This window comes from Lentzea sp. NPDC055074, assembly GCF_053608005.1.
Genome location: NZ_JBSGUQ010000003.1, coordinates 568,509 through 587,629, shown reverse-complemented (window position 1 = coordinate 587,629; position 19,121 = coordinate 568,509). Strand labels below are relative to the sequence as shown.

Sequence of the window (19,121 nt, the reverse complement as noted above, 5' to 3'; positions counted from 1 at the left end):
CAACAAAGGAGGCGACCATGTACGCGCAGCTCACCTACTTCGACGGACCCCGTGGCCCCGAACAGCTGGCCGCCGCGGACTTCGCGGCCGTCGAGCGGATCGCACCCGCGGCCATGGCGGTGCCGGGCAACATCAGGACCTACGTGCTGCGCCGCGAGGACGGCTCCGAGGTCGTGCTGACGATCGCCGAGTCCGAGCAGGTGCTGATCGACACGCAGAAGGCGATCATGAGCACCACGCTCCTCCCCGGCGAGGACCCGGCGCTCCTGCGGGGCGCGGACCGCGTCGAGATCTACCCGGTCCTGAAGGTCGTCGAGTACGACGGGGTCCGGTCATGACCGCCACCCGAGCACTCGCCGCCGGCGTCTGGCACGCAGACGTCCGCCGCAGCACCGCGTCGTTCCAGGTCGGCAACCTGGGGCGCAAGACCCACGGCACCGTGCCGGTCACCGCGGGCACCGTCGAGGTCGGGACGGACGGCGCGTTGCTGTCCGTGCACGGCGTCCTCGACCTCGGCGCCATCAGCACCGGCAACGCCAAGCGCGATCTGGACCTGCGCAAACCCGGCCTGCTCGACCTCGACCGGTACCCCACGATGACGTTCACCTCGACATCGGTGCGGACCGTCGGCGGCGGGTGGCACGTCACCGGGGCGCTGGCCGCCCGCGGCACCGAGACCGTGCTCGACGGCACCGTCGCACTGTCCTCGCGGGACGGACAGGTGGTCATGACCGCGACCGCCCGGCTCGACCGCCGGACGCTGGGCATCCGCGCGCCGGGGTTCCTGATCGGACGGTACGTCGACATCACCGTGACCGCGGTGGTCGCTCACTCGGCCTGAAGGACGAAGAACAGGAAGTTGGGGGCGCCCTCGTAGTGGGCGAACTGCTCGGGGAACAGGTCGCGGGCCTCCGGCAACGGCTGCGGCTCGCTGATCGAGGAGATCCGGAACCCGGCCGCCACGAACGCGTCGGTCATGGCGTGCAGCGGCCGGTTCCAGAAGGTCACCTCGACCATCCGGTCCCCGACCGGCCAGCGCGCGAGGCCGGGCGAGGTCGAGAAGTAGTCGGCCCGGCGGCCGGCCCGGAGCTCGTCGCGCAAGGCGGCGGCGGGGTGGTTGACCGACACGATCAGCCTCCCGCCCGTCCGCAGCACGCGCCGCACCTCGGCGAGGGCCGGACCCCAGTCCCGCAGGTAGTGCAGCACCAGGGACGCGACGACGTCGTCGAACTCGGCGTCGGGGAACGGCAGCGGGCCGGCCAGGTCGGCGACCCGCAGGTCCGCCCCGGCCCCGAGCCGCAACCGCGCCTGCGCCAGCATCCCGGCGCTCACGTCGACCCCGCTGACGACGGCGCCCCGATCCCTGAGCGCCGCGAACAACGGACCCGCACCGCACCCCGCGTCGAGGATCCGCCGACCGGCCACGTCGCCCGCGAGCGCCAGGGTCGCCGGACGTTCGTAGTAGGCGTTGGCGTAGCTGCTCTCGTTGTCAGCGGCGTATGCCTCGGCCACGAGGTCGTAGTCGCTCATGAATCGATCTTGCCCGACCGCCCCGGTCACCGAAGTGACCCCAAGGAACCGTGAGAGACCGGCCCACTCGTTGGACCGGTCTTTTACACGGGCGCGACCGGGACGCCCGAAGCGAAGTACCGTTCTGCCTGGCAGAGCCACATGACTCGATCCCGAAGCCATGACATCGATGTCTTCCCCGCGAATTCCTGTCTCGTTTGTCTTGTTGACCAGCAGGCCACCGCGACCGAAGCTTCCTGGCAACGTTGTCAGGACAGGTGATCGGAGCTCGCGATGGAGCAGGACTTCGGCAGCGGCGTCTCGCGGAGACGGGCACTCACCCTGGGCGGCGGTCTGCTCGCCGGCTTCGGCGTGAGCAGCCTGCTCCAGGGGAGCGCGGCGGCGGCACCGGAGCAGGCAGCGGCCCAGCAGAAGGCCGTGGACCTCGCCCTGTTCCGTCCGGTCGCCGTGTCCTCCACGGACTACGCGGCGACGCCGGCGAAGTTCGCCGTGGACGGTCTCGCACAGGTCGGCGTGCAGGGGTCCGGCTGGCGGGCCGGGCAGGGCGACGGGCAGTGGATGATCGTCGACCTGCAGGGCCGGTGCGAGGTCAGTTCCGTCGTGCTCACGTTCGAGGCCAGGCCGGGCGACCCGGCGTTCGACGCCGACGGGTCGCGCGCCGACACCCTCGGCACCGAGATCCAGTCGAGCTACGCGACGGTCTTCGACCTCGACGTGTCCGACGACGGCAAGGTCTGGCGGACGGTGCACGCCACCGAGTCCGGTGCCGGCGGTGTGATCACGGTGCCGTTCACGCCCGCGGTGAAGGCGCGCTGGGTCCGGTTCTCCGCCTCGCGCCGGTCCACGTCGAACCCGTTGGGGCTCAACGGTCTCCAGGTCTACGGCACCAGCAGGGACAACCGGCCCGCGGTGAAGGGCTGGACCAACTGGCCGGTGCAGAACCACGAGAGCCCCGCGCTGACCGTGGCCGCCGACGGTTCCGTGCCGCTCGAGTCGGGCTGGGTCCTGACGATGCAGGACTTCTCCCCCGTCAAGGACGGTGCCGCGCTGTCCGGGCCGGACGTCGACACGCGGGGCTGGGTGCCGGCGACCGTGCCCGGCACGGTGCTCGCGTCGCTGGTAGAGCAGGGGCACCTGCCGGACCCGGTGTACGGGATGAACAACCTCGAGATCCCGGAAGCGCTGTCGCGGCACGTGTGGTGGTACCGGCGCACGTTCGGCGTGCCGCGCGGGCTCGACACGGGCGCGGGCCGGCACGTGTGGCTGGAGTTCGACGGCATCAACCACGACGCCGAGTTCTGGCTCAACGGAGCCAGGATCGGCTCCGTCAGCAACCCGTTCGGCCGCGCCGCGCTGGACATCACGCCGGCGCTGCGCAGGAGCGGTGACCAGAACCTCGCGGTCAAGATCGCGCCGATGCCGTTCCCCGGCAGCCCTGGCGACAAGGGGCCGCGCGGTGAGGCGTGGGTCGGCGCGAACAGCACGATGTTCAAGAACTCCCCCACCTACCTCGCGGTGTCGGGCTGGGACTGGATGCCCGCCGTCCGCGACCGCGCCTCGGGCATCTGGAACCACGTCCGCCTGCGCTCGACCGGTGCCGTGGTCGTCGGCGACCCGCGCATCGACACCGTGCTGCCCGACGCCACGACCGCCGAGGTCACGTTCACCGTCCCGGTCCGCAACGTCGAGTCCAGTGCGAAGACCGTGACCGTCACAGCCGAGTTCGACGGCGTGAAGGTCACCAGCACCGTCACCGTGCCCGCGAACTCCGAGGCCGGCGCGGTGTTCAAGCCCGCCACGCACTCCCAGATGCGCATCAGGAACCCGAAGCTGTGGTGGCCCAACGGGTACGGCGAGCCGACGCTGCACGACCTGACGCTGACGGCCTCCGTCGGCAACGCCGTCAGCGACCGCAAGAAGCTCAAGTTCGGCATCCGGCAGGTGACCTACTCCTACGACCTGCCGATCACGATCGTCGACGGGTTCGCCGAGCAGACCGTCGACGTCGGCGCCCAGCAGGCCCGCTACGTCCGGATGCAGGGCGGGAAGCGCGCCACCAGCTGGGGTTTCTCGCTCTACACGCTGTCCGTCGTGGACAGCGGGTCACCCGGCACGGACCTGGCGCTGGGCAAGACCGCGAGCTCGTCCTCGAACTCCGACGGCACCTCGCCGAACGCGGTCGTCGACGGCGACCCCAGGTCGCGGTGGAGCTCGGAGTACCGCGACAACGAGTACGTGCAGGTCGACCTCGGCGCCGCGACGGCGTTCGACCGCGTGGTCCTGCGCTGGGAGACCGCCTACGCGGCCACCTACAAGATCCAGGTCTCGCAGGACGGGCAGACCTGGACCGACGTCGCGTCGAAGGACAACTCCCCCAAGCCGCTGGTCATCCACGTCAACGGCGTCAAGATCTTCGCCCGCGGCGGCAGCTGGGGCTGGGACGAGCTGCTGCGCCGCATGCCCGGCTCCCGCGCGGACGCCGCCGTCGCGCTGCACAAGGACATGAACTTCACCGTGATCCGCAACTGGGTCGGCTCGTCGTACCGCGAGGAGCTGTTCGAGGCGTGCGACAAGTACGGCATCCTGCTGTGGAACGAGTTCTGGCTCGGCTGGTCCGCCGACCCCGCGAACCACGAGCAGTTCTTCGCTCAGGCCAAGGACACCGTGCTGCGCTACCGCTCGCACGCGTGCTGCGTGGTGTGGTTCGGCTGCAACGAGGGCAGCCCGCCGTACGCGGTGGACAAGGTGCTGCGGGAGATCGTGCACACCAACACCGACCTGATGTACCAGCCGAACTCCGCGGCCGGCGTGATCACCGGCGACGGCACGTACCGGTGGGTCGACCCGCGCACGTACGGCACCGGCGAGGCCACCGGTGGCAGGTTCGGGTTCTGGAGCGAGATCGGCCTGCCGACCGTGTCCGTGGTCGAGAGCATGCGCAACCTCGTGGGACAGGGCAACTCGGGCTGGCCCATCGGTGACGCCTGGTACATGCACGACTGGTCGGAGAACAGCAACCAGCAGCCCAAGGGCTACCAAGCCGCGATCGACGCGCGCCTCGCGCCGTCGAGCAGCATGGAGGAGTTCTGCCGCAAGGCGCAGTTCGTCAACTACGAGAGCATGCGCGCGATCTTCGAGGCGTGGAACGCCAGGCTGTGGAACGACGCGACCGGCGTGCTGCTGTGGATGTCGCACCCGGCGTGGCACAGCACGGTGTGGCAGACCTACGACTACGACATGGACGTCAACGGCAGCTACTACGGCTCCCGCAAGGGCTGCGAGCAACGGCACGTGCAGGCGAACCTGACCACCTGGCAGGTCTCGGCCATCAACCACACGGCGTCCGCGCTCACCGGCGTGACGGTCAAGGCGCAGCTGCACGGCCTGGACGGCAAGGCGATCGGCAAAGCGCAGGAGCAGAAGCTCGACGTCGCCGCGACCTCGGCCAGCCACCTGTTCACCGTGCCGTTCGACGCCGCGCTGCCCGCGTTCCACCTGCTGCGCCTCACACTGACCGACGCCCAGGGCAAGCAGCTGTCCGAGAACACCTACTGGCGTTACCGGACCGAGGCGTCGATGCACGCCCTCAACCAGTTGGCGTACACGCAGCTCACGACCACGTTGACGTCCAACAAGAACGGCTACACCGCGATCGTCCGCAACACCGGCAAGACGGTGGCCGCGATGGTCCGGCTGTCCCTGCGCGAACGCAACGGAACCGACCGCGTGCTGCCGACCCTGTACAGCGACAACTACTTCTGGTTGCTGCCGGGTGAGAGCCGGACGGTCACGATCGATCCTCAGCGGACCGTGCGGACGCCACGTCTGCTGGCGGAGGCGTACAACTCGGCGCCGAAGCTGAGCTGAGGTCCTCCCGGCCCGGGTGCCGCCGTGCCGACCAGAGAGTCAGCGCGGCGGCGCTCAGCCCCACGAGCACCGAAGTCCAGATGTTGAGGCGCAGGCCCAGGATCGTGTTCGCCTCGTCGATCCGCAGCGCCTCGATCCACAGCCTGCCCAGCGTGTAGAGCACCACGTACAGACCGAACGCGCGCCCGTGCCCGAGCCGGAAGCGGCGGTCCGCCCAGATCACGACGGCCGCCGCCGCGAAGGTCCAGAGCAGCTCGTAGAGGAACGCCGGGTGGAACGTCCCCAGCACCACCGGCTGCCCGTCCGGGCCGAGCACCGCGCGTCCGGCCTCCAGGTCCCACTGGTGGATCGTGAGCGCCCACGGCAGATCCGTCGGGCCGCCGTAGACCTCGTTGTTGAACCAGTTGCCCAGGCGCCCGATGCCTTGTGCCAGAAGGATTCCCGGCGCGGCGGCGTCCGCGAGCGGAGGCAGCGCCACACCCGCGCGCCTCGCGCCGATCCACGCTCCGAGCGCGCCGAACGCGATCGCGCCCCAGACACCCATCCCGCCCTCCCAGATGTAGAGGGCCTTGATCGGACTGCCACCGGGGCCGAAGTACGGCTGCCACGACGTGGCCACGTGGTAGAGCCGGGCGCCGACGATGCCGAACGGGACGCCCCAGGTCGCGATCTGGTTGATGACACCGGGCCTGCCTCCGCGCGCGACGTAGCGGCGTTCGGTGAGCCACGCGGCCACCAGGACGCCGGCGATGATGCAGAAGGCGTAGGCGCGGATCGGCACCGGGCCGAGGTGCCAGACGCCCTGGGTCGGACTGGGGATCGCGGCCAGCAGCATCGCGCCACCCTAACGACGCCGGGGCCTGCGCACTGTGAAGTCCGCAGGCCCCGGCCGTCGTTGCTTGTTCGGCGTTACTTGTTCGGCGTTACTTGTTCGGCGTTACTTGTTCAGCGCACCGCCGACGATCGGCAGCACCACCTTGCTGACGCCCAGCGAGACCTTCAGGGAGGTGCCGCTCGCCGCGGTGTCCGTGGCGAGGTAGGCGCTGTGGTTCGTGACGAGCACGATGCCGATCCGGTGCCCGGCCGGGATCAGCGCGTCCCTGGCGTGCAGCTTCCAGGTGACGTCCGCGGTGGTCCCGTTGGTGGGCAACGGGGTCGCGGACTCCAGCGACAGCCTGTTCTTGGCGTCGACGGCACCCTTGGTCAGCATCGTCGCCGTGACCGCCTGGATCGACACGTCCGGCGGGCGCGCGCAGCCGGTCTTGTCCCGCAGGTCGTTGCGGCCGCAGACCTCCGTGGACAGCTGCAGCGGGCTGCGTTCCGACAGCACGGCCTGCGTGCTCGGGCCGTAGTCCACCAGCAACGCCGTGAGCGGCGTCGACGCCCGGTTCGAGGCGATCCGCACGGTCAGGCTGACCTCACCGGACAACCGCGCGTCCTTCGTCAGCGGTGCCGTCACGTAGGCCAGCCGGTTGGCGTTCGCCGTCTCCGGGTTGGCCATCATGCTCGCCTCGCTGATGTTCGCGTTCGCGCCCACCGTGTGCGTGCCGCTGGGAGACGGCGCGGTGGTCAGCGAACCGGACATGCCGCCGGCCGCGGGACCGAAGTACAGCGTCGTGTCCTGGGTGTTGGGCCTCGGCCACGCCGCAGCCTGCTCCCAGCTGCCGTCCGGCTTCTGCACGTCGGCCATCGGCTCGTCCATGATCCCGTTGTCGGCGCCCTTGAGCCAGTGGTCCATCCACAGGCCCATGACGCGCTGCCACTCGGCCTGGCGGAACGAGATCGGGTCGAGGTGGCCGCCGCGGTGCAGCCAGATCTTGCGCGGCACGCCGTTGTCCGCGAGTTCCTTCCACCAGCGGCCGAACTGCGAAGGCTTGACGTTCCAGTCCGCCTGACCGTGCACGACGAACACCGACGCGCTCGTGTTCTTCGCGCCCGGCCGGTAGTCGCGGACCTTCCAGAACGACGTGTAGTCCCAGGACTCGTCACCGTCGTCCGCGGTCAGCTTGTCGAACACCGGCTTGCACTTCGCCTTCTGCGCCGCGCTCACGACGTAGTTGGCGAGGTAGGTCGGGTAGTTGGACTCCCAGCCCTTGTAGCCGATGCCCTGGTCACGGGCGTACTCGTACCAGCTGGAGATCGCCGCGATCGGGACGATCGTCTTCACGCCGGGGATGTTCGCCGCGGCCGCCGCGTTGGGCAGCGTGCCGTTGTAGGAGACGCCGAGCATGCCGACGTTGCCGGTGCTCCAGCTCGCGACCGCCGCACGGCCGTCCGCGTAGAACGCCTTGGCACGGCCGTTGAGCCAGTCCACGACCGCGCGCACGCTCGCGGTGTCCTCGGGACCGCCCGTCGTCGGGCAGCCGGTCGAGCGGGAGGTGCCTTGCATCTCCATCTCGACGACGGCGTACCCGCGCGGCACGAAGTACTCGTCGTACCAACGGCCGAAGCCGCGGGGCACGGTCGTGGACGACGCGGCCGCCGCACCCAGCCCGTAGTAGGGGCTGGCCTCCATCACGATCGGCACGCGCTCGGTGGTGTCGGGCCGCATGACGTCGGCGGCGATCCGGTCGAGCCTGCCGTCCGAGTCACTGTCGATCGTGGACTCGACGTAGACGGTCTCGGTGATCGCCGCCACGGCGGCCGGAGCCGCGTTCGAGGCAGGCGTGTAGATCGTCGCGGCCATGAGCAGGGTGGCCGTGACGAGGTAGACCCTTCGCATAGGTTCCTCCGTCGGAGGGCCCGATCGAGCAGCAGGGGTACAGCGTTTCGGGCCCCACGAAGGAATCTCACCGGTTCCGGCGGTGTCGCCGGTACGGCCGAAAGATCTAAACCATTACCTGTCTCAGGCGGCGACCAGTTCCTTGTCCCGGTCCGAGGTCTTCTTGGCCTTCGGCTTCTTGTTCGGCAGCGACAGGCGGAACACCTTGTGCCACGCCGAGAAGACCTGCTTGGGCAGCGGGCCGGTCACGTAGTCCAGCTCGTACTTCTCGAACAGCGCGCGCACCTTCACCGCGACCTCGGCGTACCGGTTGCTCGGCAGGTCGGGGAACAGGTGGTGCTCGATCTGGTGCGACAGGTTGCCGGTCATGAAGTGCATGGCCTTGCTGCCGCTGATGTTCGCGGAGCCCATCATCTGGCGCAGGTACCACTGGCCGCGCGTCTCGCCCTTGATCGACCGGCGCTCGAAGGTCTGCACGCCCTCGGGGAAGTGCCCGCACATGATCACCGAGTGCGACCAGAGGTTGCGGACCAGGTTCGCGGTGAACGTCGCGGCGAGCGTGGTGAGGAACGACGGGCCCGACAGCAGCGGGTGGATCACGTAGTCCTTGAGCACCTGCTTGCGGATCTTGCGGCCCACGGCCCTGGCCCGCGCGCGGAACTCGGGGTTGTTGCGGCGGCGCTTGTGCAGGTTCTTGCCGAGCTCCAGGTCGTACGCGGCGATGCCGTACTCGAAGAAGCAGGCGTTGATGAAGTTCCAGAGCGGCTGGGCCAGGTACATCGGGTGCCACTTCTGGTCCTCGTCCACGCGCATGATGCCGTAGCCGAGGTCGTTGTCCTTGCCGATCACGTTGGTGTACGTGTGGTGCAGCTCGTTGTGCGAGTGCTTCCACTGGTCGGCCGGCGAGACGTGGTCCCACTCCCAGGTCGTGGAGTGGATCTTCGGGTCGCGCATCCAGTCCCACTGGCCGTGCAGGATGTTGTGCCCGATCTCCATGTTGTCCATGATCTTCGCCACGGACAGGCCGGCGGTGCCGATGATCCACGCCGGCGGGAAGAGCGAGAACAGCAGGATGCCCCGGCTGGTCAGCTCCAGCTTGCGCTGCACCGAGATGACCTTGCGGATGTACGCGGCGTCCTTCTCACCGCGGCTCGCGATGATCTCGTCGCGGATCGCGTCGAGCTCGCGGCCGAGCTCCTCGATCTGCTCGTCGGTGAGGTGGGCGGTGGGATCGATGGCGGTCATGGGGCTCGCTTTCCGGGAAGCAGTGGCTGGGGGTGGGCCACTTCGCGGGGGGAGAAGAGGTCTGTGGTGGGGCTAGCGTTCGAGTTCGCAGGGCCCGGCGGCCGCGGACACGCAGGTCTGGACCAGCACGTGGGCGGTGGGGCTGTCCTCGGCCTCGGTGATCTCGCCGGTGCGCAGGTCTCGCACCGCGCCGGACTTCAGCGGCGTCACGCAGCCGAAGCAGATGCCCATGCGGCAGCCGGACGGCATCAGCACGCCCGCCTCCTCGCCGACGTTCAGCAACGGCGTGGCACCGTCCGCCTCGACGGTCTTGCCGGTCTTGCCGAACGTGACCACGCCGCCCTCTCCGGCGACGACGACCGTCGGCCGGAACCGTTCGGTGTGGAGCTTCTCCGCGACACCGTGCTCGGCCCAGTGCGCCTCGGCGGCGTCGAGCAGGCCCGCCGGGCCACAGGCCCAGGTCTCGCGCTCGGCCCAGTCGGGCACCAGCTCGTGCAGCTTGCTGACGTCGAGCATGCCGTCGGCGTCGGTGTGCAGCTCTTTGAGGGTGAGGGCCTTGTCCGCGACCAGGTCGTGCAGGTCGTTGCGGAAGATCACGTCTTCCTTGCGCGGTGCGGAGTGCACCATCACGACGTCGGCGAACCTCGTGTCGCGCAGCATGCCCATCGCGGGCGTGATGCCGCTGCCGGCCGTCAGGTAGAGCACCTTCGCGGGCTGGGCGGCGGGCAGCACGAACTCGCCGGTGGCCTGGTCGAGCTGGATGATCGTGCCGGGCTTCGCCCTGCGGACCAGGTGGTTGCTGACCTTGCCGTCGGGGATGGCCTTCACGGTGATCGTGATGCGGCCGTCGGCGCGGTTGGTCGGCGACGTCACCGAGTACGCACGCCACAGGCGCACGCCGTCGACGTCGATGCCGATCCGGATGTACTGGCCCGCGACGTGACCGCGCCAGCCCTTGCCGGGCTTGATCACGATCGTCGCGGCGTCGTCTGTCTCACGGTGAACGGCCTCGATGCGGCCGCGCAGGTCAGCGCCCGCTCGAAGCGGGCTCACCAGGTCGAGGTAGTCGGACGGCAGCAGCGGCGTCGTGACCAGCTCTAGCAGTTTCCACGCCCTGCTGCGGAGGGCGGCACTCGTCATGACTCCAGCTTGATGCGCCCCAGGGCGTAAAGTCCTGTCCGTAGGACGTGAATCTGAACCTTCAGATTGTTCGCAGGGAACAAATCGTGACACACGCAATGAGGAGGGCCACCGAACTGGCCCTCGACGAGAAGACCGTGACCGCGCTGCGGGCGGTCCTGAGGCCGACGGCCGACGAGGTCGTCCGCGCCATCATCACCGAGGTGCCGTCGTACGCGAACGCACTATCCGGCCGCATGGGTGGCACGATCCGCCGCGCCGTTCGCACGGCGCTGGGACACTACTTGGATCTGGCCAGCGGCACAGGAGGAGGTGGCGACGCGAGCGACGCGGCCTACGAACTGGGCCGGGGCGAGGTGCGGGACGGCCGCTCGATGGACGCACTCCTCAGCGCGTACCGAGTAGGCGCCCGAGTGGCCTGGCGAGGCCTGGCGGCAGGCGCCGTACCAGCAGGTCTGCCCGCCGCCGAGGTGGCGAAGTTCGCCGAGCTGACCTTCGCCTACATCGATGAGCTGTCCGCCGCCTCCGCCGCGGGCCACGCCGACGAACTGGCCGCCCGAGGCCTGGCCCACGAGCGCCACCTGGAACAACTGGCCCGAGACCTCCTGGCCGGCGCGAGCACCGAGGTTCTCCTGGCCTCGGCCCAGCGAGCCGCCTGGCAACCGCCGACCGCGCTGACCGTGGTCCTGCTCCCCGCGTTCCAGGCCCGCCCGGCGTACCGCCTGCTCGACCCCGGCACGTTGGTGCTGGACGACCTGCCGGACTCCACGGGCGTGCTCCTGGTTCCCGAGGCCGACCGCGCCCATCTCTTGCGGCAGCTCATCGGCCGTAACGCCGTCGTCGGCCCCGCACGCCCCTGGGTGCGTGCATCCGCCTCGTACGAACGGGCCGTACGCGCGCGCACCCTCTCCCCCGACATCCGCGACACAGAGGAGCACCTGCCCTCTTTGGTCCTGGGCGCGGACCCGGACGCGTACGCCGACTTGCGTGCGCGCGCTCTCGCTCCGTTGCTGGCCCTCCCCACGACCACTGCCCGACGGCTCGAGGAGACGTTGCGCGCGTGGTTGCTGCATCACGGGCGGCGGGAGGAGGTGGCTGCGGCGTTGTTCGTGCATCCGCAGACCGTTCGGTACCGGATGGGGCAGCTTCGTGACCTGTTCCCGGATCTGGGGTCTCCGCAGCGGGTTCTGGAGTTGACCCTGGCGGTGGCGCTACCAGCTAGTTCGGACTAGTTTCTGTCAACGCTGAAGCTATAGAAGAGCATGAACTCGATGGTGTCGGCGGCGCGTCCGGACTCCTGGGCCCATCTCGCCAGGAGTCCGCAGTAGCGTTCGTACGTTTCCGCAGGCCAGGGGCCCGTGCGATGCAGAGAGTCCCACCCGCATCGCTCGCGCAGCACGGTCGCCACCCGGCTGTCGAGGATCAGACACGGATGGCCTGGCGCTCCCCTGCCGGCGAAGTACAGGAACTTGGTGAAGAACGCCGGGCCCAGATACCGGATCGCGTTGCTGTGACCGGGCCTGAGCAGCGAGTACGCGGCGAACGGGTCGTGCCGGGACAGGTCCGCGGCCTTGGTCAGCAGTTCCTCGCAGCGCGGTAGGTCGCGGGCGATGCTGTCGAGCCTCCGCGCGTTCAACCGCAGGCGGAGGCCCGCTCCCCAGGCCAGGCTCCACCAGAGCAGGGTGAACACGTCGCCCGCTCCCCGGACGTCGTCCCTGGTCAGCAGCCGTTCGGACGGCGGCGTGCCGGGCAGGCCACGCCGGCTGATCTCGTCGTGCCACCATCCTGGGTTGATCTCGACCGGGCACTGGTCGGGCGTCTCCCACGCCGGGAGGGTGAGCGTCGAGAGGTCCGTCATCGGCATACCGCTGCATCGCGACACGTCCGCGGCCGTTACCCGGCGCGGCGCCGTGACGCACGACACAGCGGCGCGAGAACCTGACGCGCGATCTCGACGTCTTGCGGAGTGTGAGAGCCATCCGGGCTGAGCCGGCCGACCTGGACGAGGAACAGCTCGTGCGCCGAGTCGCACGGGGCGATCGGCGCGCGTTCGAGGAGCTGTACCGCCGCACGTCACCGTGGCTGGCCGTGCGGTTGCGCAGGCGTTGTTCGGACGAGCAGATCGTCGCCGAAGTGCTCCAGGAGACCTACCTCGCGGTGTGGCGAGCGGCCGACGCCTTCGCCGGAGCGGCCGCTGGCGGCAGCGCGGTCGGCTGGTTGTGGACCATCGCGGCCCGGCGGCTGATCGACGCGTTCCGCCGCCGGGCGCACCACGCCGCACCTCCTGTCGCCGCCGCGCCCCCGGTGGCCGGCGGGGCCGACGAGGAGGTGCTCGACGGGGTGGTCGGGGACGAGGTGGGGGACGCGTTGCGGCGGTTGGCGCCGGAGCTGCGGCAGGTGTTGCAGGCGATGGTGCTGGACGGGTTGTCGGTGCGGGAGACGTCGGTGCTGCTCGGGGTGCCCGAGGGGACCGTCAAGACCCGCGCCCGGCGGGCTCGGATCGCGATGAGGGAGGCGCTGGCATGACGGCACACCGACCAGGTCCGCACGGGCGCGGGGTCGCGGTCCACGACGCGCAAGGCCTGGCAACGACTCGTCCGCCGGTCCCGCGCGAGGGCGGCGCCACCGCGCGTGAGGCACGAAGTCTGGCGACGGTTCACCGGCCAAGCCCGCGCGGGGACGGCGCCACAGCGCGTGAGGCGCCAGACCTGGTCACGGTTCACCGACCGATCCCGCACGGGGAGCGCGCCACAACGCGCGAGACACCAGACCTACCCACGGTCCCCCCACCAAACCCGCACGGGGAGCGCGCCACGGCGCGTGAGACACCAGACCTGACCACGGTCCACCCACCAAACCCGCGCGCAGACCGCGCCACGACGCGTGAGGCACCAGACCTCGCCACAGTTCGCCCACCAAACCTCGGCGAAGACCGCGCCACAACGCGCGAGACACCAGACCTGGCCACGACCCACCGACCAGGCCCCGCCGAGAGCACCACAACCACGCCCCACCCAGGCGGAACCACCGCCACGCTCCACACCGAGCTGCCCACCACCCGACCCAGCGCGACGAAGGAGGCGCGACCATGACCACCCACCACCCCGGCGACCCCCTGCTGCGCCGTTACTCCCGAGGCGACGCCATCGCGGCCGACGAGCTCTGGGCCGTCGAGTCGCACCTCGAGACCTGCGCCCCCTGCCGCGCCCGCCTCGCCCCGGACCCGACCGCCGAGGCGGTGTGGGCCGGCCTCTCCCCCCTCCTCGACCGCACCCCGCAGATGCCCCGCGCCAGGCCGTGGCGGCGGGTGCACAGCTGGGTCTCCCCCGCGGCCGGGCCGTGGCTGGCGATGATCCTGCTGGTCACCGCGGCGGCCATCGCACTCGACCGGGCCGGGGTCGCGGTCGGTGACCGGGTCTCGCTCGTCCTGCTCGTCGCGCCGGTCCTCCCGGTCCTCGGGGTCGCGGCGTCGTGGGGCAGGGCGCTCGACCCGGCGTTCGAACTGACCGCCGCCACGCCCCGCGCCGGGTTGCCGCTGGTGTTCCGGCGGACCGCGGCGGTGCTGGGCGTGGTGGTGCCGGGGCTGGCAATGGCGAGCCTGCTCACCGACGTCGGGTACGCGCTGTGGCTCCTGCCCTGTCTGGCGTTCACCGTCGGAACGCTGGCGCTCGGCACCTACACCGGCGTCGCCCGCGCTGCCGTGGGCCTCATCTCGGTGTGGGCCGTGGCGATCGTGGCGCCGACGATCGCGTTCAGCCGCACGGCTGTCGCGCTCGGGCCCGAGGCCACGCCGGTGTGGGCCGCGGCGCTGGGCGTGGGGCTGGTCGTGCTCGCGGCGCGCAGGATGGCGTTCACCCGACTGGAGGGGAACTGATGACGGCACCCACCACCTACGCGTGGGAGATCGAGGCCCGCGATCTGAGGATCAAGGCCGGGCGGCGGATGGCGGTCGACGGGGTCACGCTCACGATGGGGCGCGGTGTGCACGGGTTGCTGGGGCCCAACGGTGCCGGCAAGACGACGCTCATCCGCACGCTCGCCACCGTCCTCGCGCCCAAGAGCGGGGAGTTGACGCTCCTGGGCGGCATGGAGCTGCGGCGCCTTCGCCGAGTTGTCGGCTACCTGCCGCAGGAGTTCGGGCACTACCGGCGGTTCACCGTGCGGGAGTTCGTCGCGTACGTGGCGTGGCTCAAGGAGATGCGCGACATCCCGGCGGCCGTGCAGCGCGCGATCGAACGCGTCGGGCTCGCGGACCGGGCCGACGACAGGATGAAGACGTTGTCCGGCGGCATGATCCGGCGGGTCGGCATCGCGCAGGCGATCGTGAACGACCCCGAGATCCTGTTGCTCGACGAACCCACCGCGGGCCTCGATCCCGCCCAGCGCCTCAGGTTCCGCGAGTTGCTCACCGAGCTGGGCACGGACTCGTGCGTCGTCGTCTCGACCCACCTGGTCGAGGACGTCGCCGCCGCGTGCACGGACGTTGTCCTGCTCTCACAGGGAAAACTCGTCTTCCAGGGCACGCCGGACCAACTGGCGGCCCGAGGAACGGAGCAGCACGCGGGCGACAGCCCCATCGAACGCGGCTACAGCGCGCTGCTCGGCATCCCCAACCGGCCCGGCACCTGGTGACGGTCGTCACAACGAGAACCTCGTGAGCCCTGCCGCCGTCTTGCCCGTCAAGAGCGGAAAACACTTGAGGGAGAACAGGATGCAGGCGATCGAAGCCGACAGCCTGGTGGTGCGCATGGGCAGGCGCAACGCGGTCGACGGGCTCAGCCTCCGGCTCGGCCGGGGCGTGCACGGGCTGCTCGGCCCGAACGGCGCGGGCAAGACGACGCTGATCCGCACGCTGGCGACGGTGCAGTCGCCCAGCGCGGGAACGCTGTCGCTGCTCGGCACGCCGTCGAACGGCAGGCTCAAGCCCGTGCGGAAGAAGCTCGGCTACCTGCCGCAGCACTTCGGTTACTACAAGCGGTTCAAGGTGCGGGAGTTCGTCGAGTACCTGGCCTGGCTCAAGGAGATGCCGCAGAAGCAGATCCCGGACGCCGTGAAGGACGCGCTCGACCGGGTCGGGCTCTCCGACCGCGCCGAGGACAGGATGAAGTCGTTGTCCGGCGGCATGGTCCGCCGGGTCGGCATCGCGCAGGCCATCGTCAACAGGCCCGAGCTCCTGCTCCTGGACGAACCGACGGTCGGCCTGGACCCCGCGCAACGCCTCAGGTTCCGCGAGCTCGTCGTCGAGCTGGGCCGGCAGTCCTGCGTGCTGATCTCCACCCACCTGGTCGAGGACGTCGCGGCGGCGTGCACCGACGTGGTGCTCGTGAACGAGGGTTCCCTCGTCTTCCAGGGAACTCCGGCCGATCTCGCGACAGCGGGCACGACGGCGCACGTCGGCGACAGCCCGATCGAACGCGGCTACTCGGCGCTGATCAGCGCGAAGTCCGCCGGAGGTGCCTGGTGACCGGACTGCGCATCGAGCTGCGGCGCTCCACCGCGCTCTGGGCCGGACTGCTCGTGCTGGTCTCCGGCACGGGAATGCTGCTGCTCATCACGTCCGCGAGCCCGCGCTGGGCGGCCAACTCGACGACGGCGGTGCTCGTGCTCCGCCTGCCGCTGGCCTACGTGTGGGCGCTCGCGGTCGGGCTGGCCGTCTTCCAGGGCATGCGCGACAGCCGCGCCGGGGTGACCGAGCTGTTCGACGCCACCTCCCGCCCCGGCTGGGTGAGGCTCGGCACGCTGGCCACGGCGATGGCGGGCACGGTCGCCGTCGCGGGTGCGGTGCTGTGCACGGGACTGGTGGCCAAGGTCGCGTTCGGCGGCGGGTTCATCTCGATCGGGTTCGTCCCGCTCATGGTGACCGTGGTGCTCGCGCTGGCGTCGAGTGTCCTCTTGGGACTCGCCATCGGAAGGCTCCTGCCCCACCCGCTGACCGCGCCGGTCGCGCTGGTGGCCACGTTCATGGTCGCGACCACGGCGGGCCGGGCGCTCGAAGCCGACGAACCGGGCGGCGAGATCTCCCGGCTGGCACTGCTCACGCCCGTCTTCGACCCGCCGACCTCCGACCTCGTCACGACCTCGACGTCCGTGGACCTGGGCCAGATCGTGTGGTTCACCGGCCTGGGCATCACCGCGTTCCTGTTGCTCGTCGCACGAACGCATCTCGGACGTCTCACCGCGCTCGTCCCGGCCGGGCTGGCCGTCGCGCTGGCCCTCTCGGTCATGCCCTCCAAGTACTCCGACATGCTGGTCACGGACTCGATCGCGAGCAAGCTCGTGTGCGAGGACAAGGTCTGCGTGAGCCAGGTGCACGCGGCGAGCCTGCCCACCGTCGCCGCGGCCGGGAGGGACGCGCTGGCGAAGCTCGCGGTGCTGCCCGGCGCGCCCACCGAGATCCGCGAGGACACGTCGGCGATGGCGCATCTCACCGTGCCCCAACGGGATCAGCGCGTCGTCTACCTGCCGTCGCAGGGCCGTCCCGGCGTGCTGACCATGACCGAGGCCCAGGTGCGGCTCGAACTGCTCGCCGGCGCGGGCGTCCCGACCTGCTCGACGCCGAACACGTTCAACACCTACGGAGCCGTCGTCCGCTACGTGACGGCCGGATACTTCCACGGCGAGCTGGCCGAACTGCCGTCCGAGGCCTTCATGTGGTCGAGCAGCCGGTTGCGCACCGAGATCGACCAGGCGTGGCAGCAGTTCCGCGGGCACTCCCCGGCCGAACAGCTGAAGCGGGTCGCCCAGACCCGGCAGATGTTGCTGACGTGTGAGGATCCCGAACGCGTGCTCGACGTGCTGAAGGCGGGCTGATGAGGCCGCTCGCGCTGTACGCGCGAGCGCGCGGAGTCCCCGCGGCACTGGTGCTCTTGCCGGTCGTGGTGCTGATCGCCTGGTCGGCGCTGCACTCACCGTGGACCGCACTCAGCGCGTCGCTGACCACGCTGGCCGCCGTGGTGGTGACCACGACCGGCCTCGCGGGCCAGGACCCGGAGCTCGACAGGTCGACCGCCGTCCCCTGGCCGTTGTGGCGCCTGGGCCACCTCCTGCTCGCGACGACAACCGCCGCCATCAGCGTTCTCCTGGTGCAGAAACTCGGCAGCGAACCGTTCGACGCCGCGTTCGTCGTGCGCGACACGGCGGGCATGATCGGCCTGGCCGGGCTCACGGCCACGGTGGCCGGAGCCCGGCTCGCCGCCGCCGCGCCGGTGCTGTGGTGGGCGGTGGCGGCGATCATGCCGCCCTCGGAGTCGACGCTGGGCCGAGTCGTCTCGTGGCCGCTCGGAGCCCCGGACGACGCCGCGACGATCTGGACGGCCGGGGTGCTGTTCGTGGGCGGGGTCGCCGCCTACTGCGTGCGCGGCGGCCGGCGCTAGCCGAGGTCCTCCACCGCGATGTAGTCGGCGATCGCCTGCTGTCCCTTGATGTTCGCGTGCACGCCGTCACCGGTGTCGTACTGGGCGTTGACGCTGTTCGGCCTGATCGGGTCCTCCAGGACCTGGTCGAGGTCCTGCACCGAGGCGCAGGTGTCCGAGCAGTCGCCACCGCGCTTCACGACGTCGTTGACGGCGTGCCGCACGAGGTTCTGCTGGTCGCTGTACCCGGGCCGGGGCGTGATCGGCGTGACGTGCACGGCGATCCCGGCCTGGCGCAGCCGCCCGAACACCGCGCGGTAGCTGGCGACGATGTCCGCAGCGGTGCAGCCGTTCGCGACATCGTTCGTGCCGTAGTAGTAGATGACGTCGGTGACGCCGTGCAGTGCAAGAACGTCCCTTTCCAGTCGTGCCACCGCATCCAGGCCGAAGAACGGTGCCGGGGTGTTCGGGCAGACGGCGCTCGTGGTGCCGCTGATGCCGGCGTTGGCGACCGCGTGCTGCGGGCCGGGCGAGGCGACGATCCGGCGGGCCAGCACGTCGCTCCAGCGCTTGTTGGTGCCGAGCTCGGTGCAGCCGGGACCGCAGTTGGTGCTGCCCACCCCGTCGACGACCGAGCTGCCGAACGGCACGACCGTCCCCTTCAGCCTCGGGTTGAGCACGTCCACCGCGCTCACCACGTACGTCGACTGGACGGTCTGCGTGTACGCGGTGCCGTCGCCGGTGGTGTGGTCGCCGGAGCCGGGCGGGGTCAGGTAGTTCTCGCGGAACGCGGACTCGTGCCGGCCGGGCACGACCTCACCGGCGACGTGCAGGCTGACGGCGAGATCGGTGCCCGGTTCGGTCTTCAGGGACGTGCGGTCGCTCCACGTCTCGCCACCCGCCGGGATCGTCACGGCGCGCCGGCCCCCGAACGTCACGTCGCGCGTGCCCTCCACGGCCGCGCCGCCGGCGCTGAGAGCGACGGTAGTGCGGTCGATCGTCAACGGCTGCTTGCCGAACGTGTTCTGCACCCGGATCCGGACCGCACCGCCGCCCTGGCTGAGGTGCGTGATCATCCGCATCGACTGGTCGTGCAGCGTGACAGGGGCGAGGTGCTGTTGCGACTGCGCCCACGACGTGAACCAGACGGGCCGTTCGGCGGCGGCCGCCGGCGTGAGGAGCGCGATCATCACCGACAGGACAGGAACAAGCGCAGGGATTCTCATGTCCTGTCTTCTTACCGGTCCGTGATCGATCAGTCACGT

General features: G+C 70.4%; 17 protein-coding genes. 10 read left to right on the top strand and 7 right to left on the bottom strand.

The features are described 5' to 3' along the window. Nucleotides 1–17 precede the first annotated feature (17 nt). Nucleotides 18–338, top strand: coding sequence for a hypothetical protein (locus tag ACWF7A_RS09895; RefSeq protein ID WP_452250058.1), 321 nt, complete (start codon nucleotides 18–20; stop codon nucleotides 336–338). Continuing rightward, on the top strand, nucleotides 335–841 hold the full coding sequence (locus ACWF7A_RS09890) for a YceI family protein (RefSeq protein ID WP_452250057.1): 507 nt from the start codon (nucleotides 335–337) through the stop codon (nucleotides 839–841). The genes ACWF7A_RS09895 and ACWF7A_RS09890 overlap by 4 nt, the downstream gene beginning before the upstream one ends. Here ACWF7A_RS09890 and ACWF7A_RS09885 read toward each other — a convergent pair. Then, on the bottom strand, nucleotides 829–1,530 hold the full coding sequence (locus ACWF7A_RS09885; RefSeq protein ID WP_452250056.1) for a class I SAM-dependent methyltransferase: 702 nt from the start codon (nucleotides 1,528–1,530) through the stop codon (nucleotides 829–831). The genes ACWF7A_RS09890 and ACWF7A_RS09885 overlap by 13 nt on opposite strands. A gap of 273 nt (nucleotides 1,531–1,803) precedes the next feature. On the opposite strand from ACWF7A_RS09885, the gene ACWF7A_RS09880 reads away from it, so the two are divergent. Then, nucleotides 1,804–5,397 carry a discoidin domain-containing protein gene (locus ACWF7A_RS09880; RefSeq protein WP_452250055.1) on the top strand — a complete coding sequence of 1,198 codons (3,594 nt, stop codon included), beginning with the start codon at nucleotides 1,804–1,806 and terminating at the stop codon, nucleotides 5,395–5,397. Here the strand turns inward: ACWF7A_RS09880 and lgt are convergent. The 4 genes from lgt to ACWF7A_RS09860 all read right to left on the bottom strand — a co-directional run bounded on the left by lgt (nucleotide 5,318) and on the right by ACWF7A_RS09860 (nucleotide 10,504). Further along, nucleotides 5,318–6,232, bottom strand: coding sequence for a prolipoprotein diacylglyceryl transferase (lgt, locus tag ACWF7A_RS09875; protein ID WP_452250054.1), 915 nt, complete (start codon nucleotides 6,230–6,232; stop codon nucleotides 5,318–5,320). The genes ACWF7A_RS09880 and lgt overlap by 80 nt on opposite strands. Nucleotides 6,233–6,334: 102 nt before the next feature. Next, the gene (locus ACWF7A_RS09870; RefSeq protein WP_452250053.1) at nucleotides 6,335–8,119 is read right to left on the bottom strand and encodes a CocE/NonD family hydrolase; all 1,785 of its coding nucleotides are present in this window, start codon (nucleotides 8,117–8,119) and stop codon (nucleotides 6,335–6,337) included. 123 nt (nucleotides 8,120–8,242) lie between these two features. Then, nucleotides 8,243–9,364: a fatty acid desaturase family protein gene (locus ACWF7A_RS09865; protein ID WP_452250052.1), complete on the bottom strand. Its 1,122-nt coding sequence runs from the start codon at nucleotides 9,362–9,364 to the stop codon at nucleotides 8,243–8,245. A 72-nt stretch (nucleotides 9,365–9,436) separates the two neighbouring features. Continuing rightward, nucleotides 9,437–10,504 carry a ferredoxin reductase gene (locus ACWF7A_RS09860; RefSeq protein ID WP_452250051.1) on the bottom strand — a complete coding sequence of 356 codons (1,068 nt, stop codon included), beginning with the start codon at nucleotides 10,502–10,504 and terminating at the stop codon, nucleotides 9,437–9,439. Nucleotides 10,505–10,590: 86 nt separating this feature from the next. On the opposite strand from ACWF7A_RS09860, the gene ACWF7A_RS09855 reads away from it, so the two are divergent. Beyond that, nucleotides 10,591–11,736 (top strand): helix-turn-helix domain-containing protein, encoded by a 1,146-nt coding sequence (locus tag ACWF7A_RS09855; protein ID WP_452250050.1) that lies wholly within the window; start codon nucleotides 10,591–10,593, stop codon nucleotides 11,734–11,736. Here the strand turns inward: ACWF7A_RS09855 and ACWF7A_RS09850 are convergent. After that, nucleotides 11,733–12,362: an 8-oxoguanine DNA glycosylase OGG fold protein gene (locus tag ACWF7A_RS09850; protein WP_452250049.1), complete on the bottom strand. Its 630-nt coding sequence runs from the start codon at nucleotides 12,360–12,362 to the stop codon at nucleotides 11,733–11,735. The genes ACWF7A_RS09855 and ACWF7A_RS09850 overlap by 4 nt on opposite strands. A gap of 119 nt (nucleotides 12,363–12,481) precedes the next feature. Between ACWF7A_RS09850 and ACWF7A_RS09845 the strand changes: the two genes are divergently transcribed. The 6 genes from ACWF7A_RS09845 (at nucleotide 12,482) to ACWF7A_RS09820 (ending at nucleotide 17,877) form a co-directional block, all read left to right on the top strand. After that, complete coding sequence (locus ACWF7A_RS09845; protein WP_452250160.1) at nucleotides 12,482–13,030, top strand: RNA polymerase sigma factor; 549 nt, start codon at nucleotides 12,482–12,484, stop codon at nucleotides 13,028–13,030. 562 nt (nucleotides 13,031–13,592) lie between these two features. Continuing rightward, the gene (locus ACWF7A_RS09840) at nucleotides 13,593–14,378 is read left to right on the top strand and encodes a zf-HC2 domain-containing protein (protein ID WP_452250048.1); all 786 of its coding nucleotides are present in this window, start codon (nucleotides 13,593–13,595) and stop codon (nucleotides 14,376–14,378) included. After that, nucleotides 14,378–15,136 (top strand): ABC transporter ATP-binding protein, encoded by a 759-nt coding sequence (locus tag ACWF7A_RS09835; protein ID WP_452250047.1) that lies wholly within the window; start codon nucleotides 14,378–14,380, stop codon nucleotides 15,134–15,136. The genes ACWF7A_RS09840 and ACWF7A_RS09835 overlap by 1 nt, the downstream gene beginning before the upstream one ends. A 79-nt stretch (nucleotides 15,137–15,215) precedes the next feature. Then, nucleotides 15,216–15,968 (top strand): ABC transporter ATP-binding protein, encoded by a 753-nt coding sequence (locus ACWF7A_RS09830; RefSeq protein WP_452250046.1) that lies wholly within the window; start codon nucleotides 15,216–15,218, stop codon nucleotides 15,966–15,968. Then, nucleotides 15,965–17,314, top strand: a complete 1,350-nt coding sequence (locus tag ACWF7A_RS09825) for a hypothetical protein (RefSeq protein WP_452250045.1) — start codon at nucleotides 15,965–15,967, stop codon at nucleotides 17,312–17,314. Before ACWF7A_RS09830 ends, ACWF7A_RS09825 begins: the two co-directional genes overlap by 4 nt. Beyond that, the gene (locus ACWF7A_RS09820) at nucleotides 17,314–17,877 is read left to right on the top strand and encodes a hypothetical protein (RefSeq protein WP_452250044.1); all 564 of its coding nucleotides are present in this window, start codon (nucleotides 17,314–17,316) and stop codon (nucleotides 17,875–17,877) included. Before ACWF7A_RS09825 ends, ACWF7A_RS09820 begins: the two co-directional genes overlap by 1 nt. On the opposite strand, the gene ACWF7A_RS09815 is transcribed toward ACWF7A_RS09820, so the two are convergent. Next, on the bottom strand, nucleotides 17,874–19,082 hold the full coding sequence (locus ACWF7A_RS09815) for a GDSL-type esterase/lipase family protein (RefSeq protein ID WP_452250043.1): 1,209 nt from the start codon (nucleotides 19,080–19,082) through the stop codon (nucleotides 17,874–17,876). The genes ACWF7A_RS09820 and ACWF7A_RS09815 overlap by 4 nt on opposite strands. Between the last annotated feature and the right edge of the window lie 39 nt (nucleotides 19,083–19,121).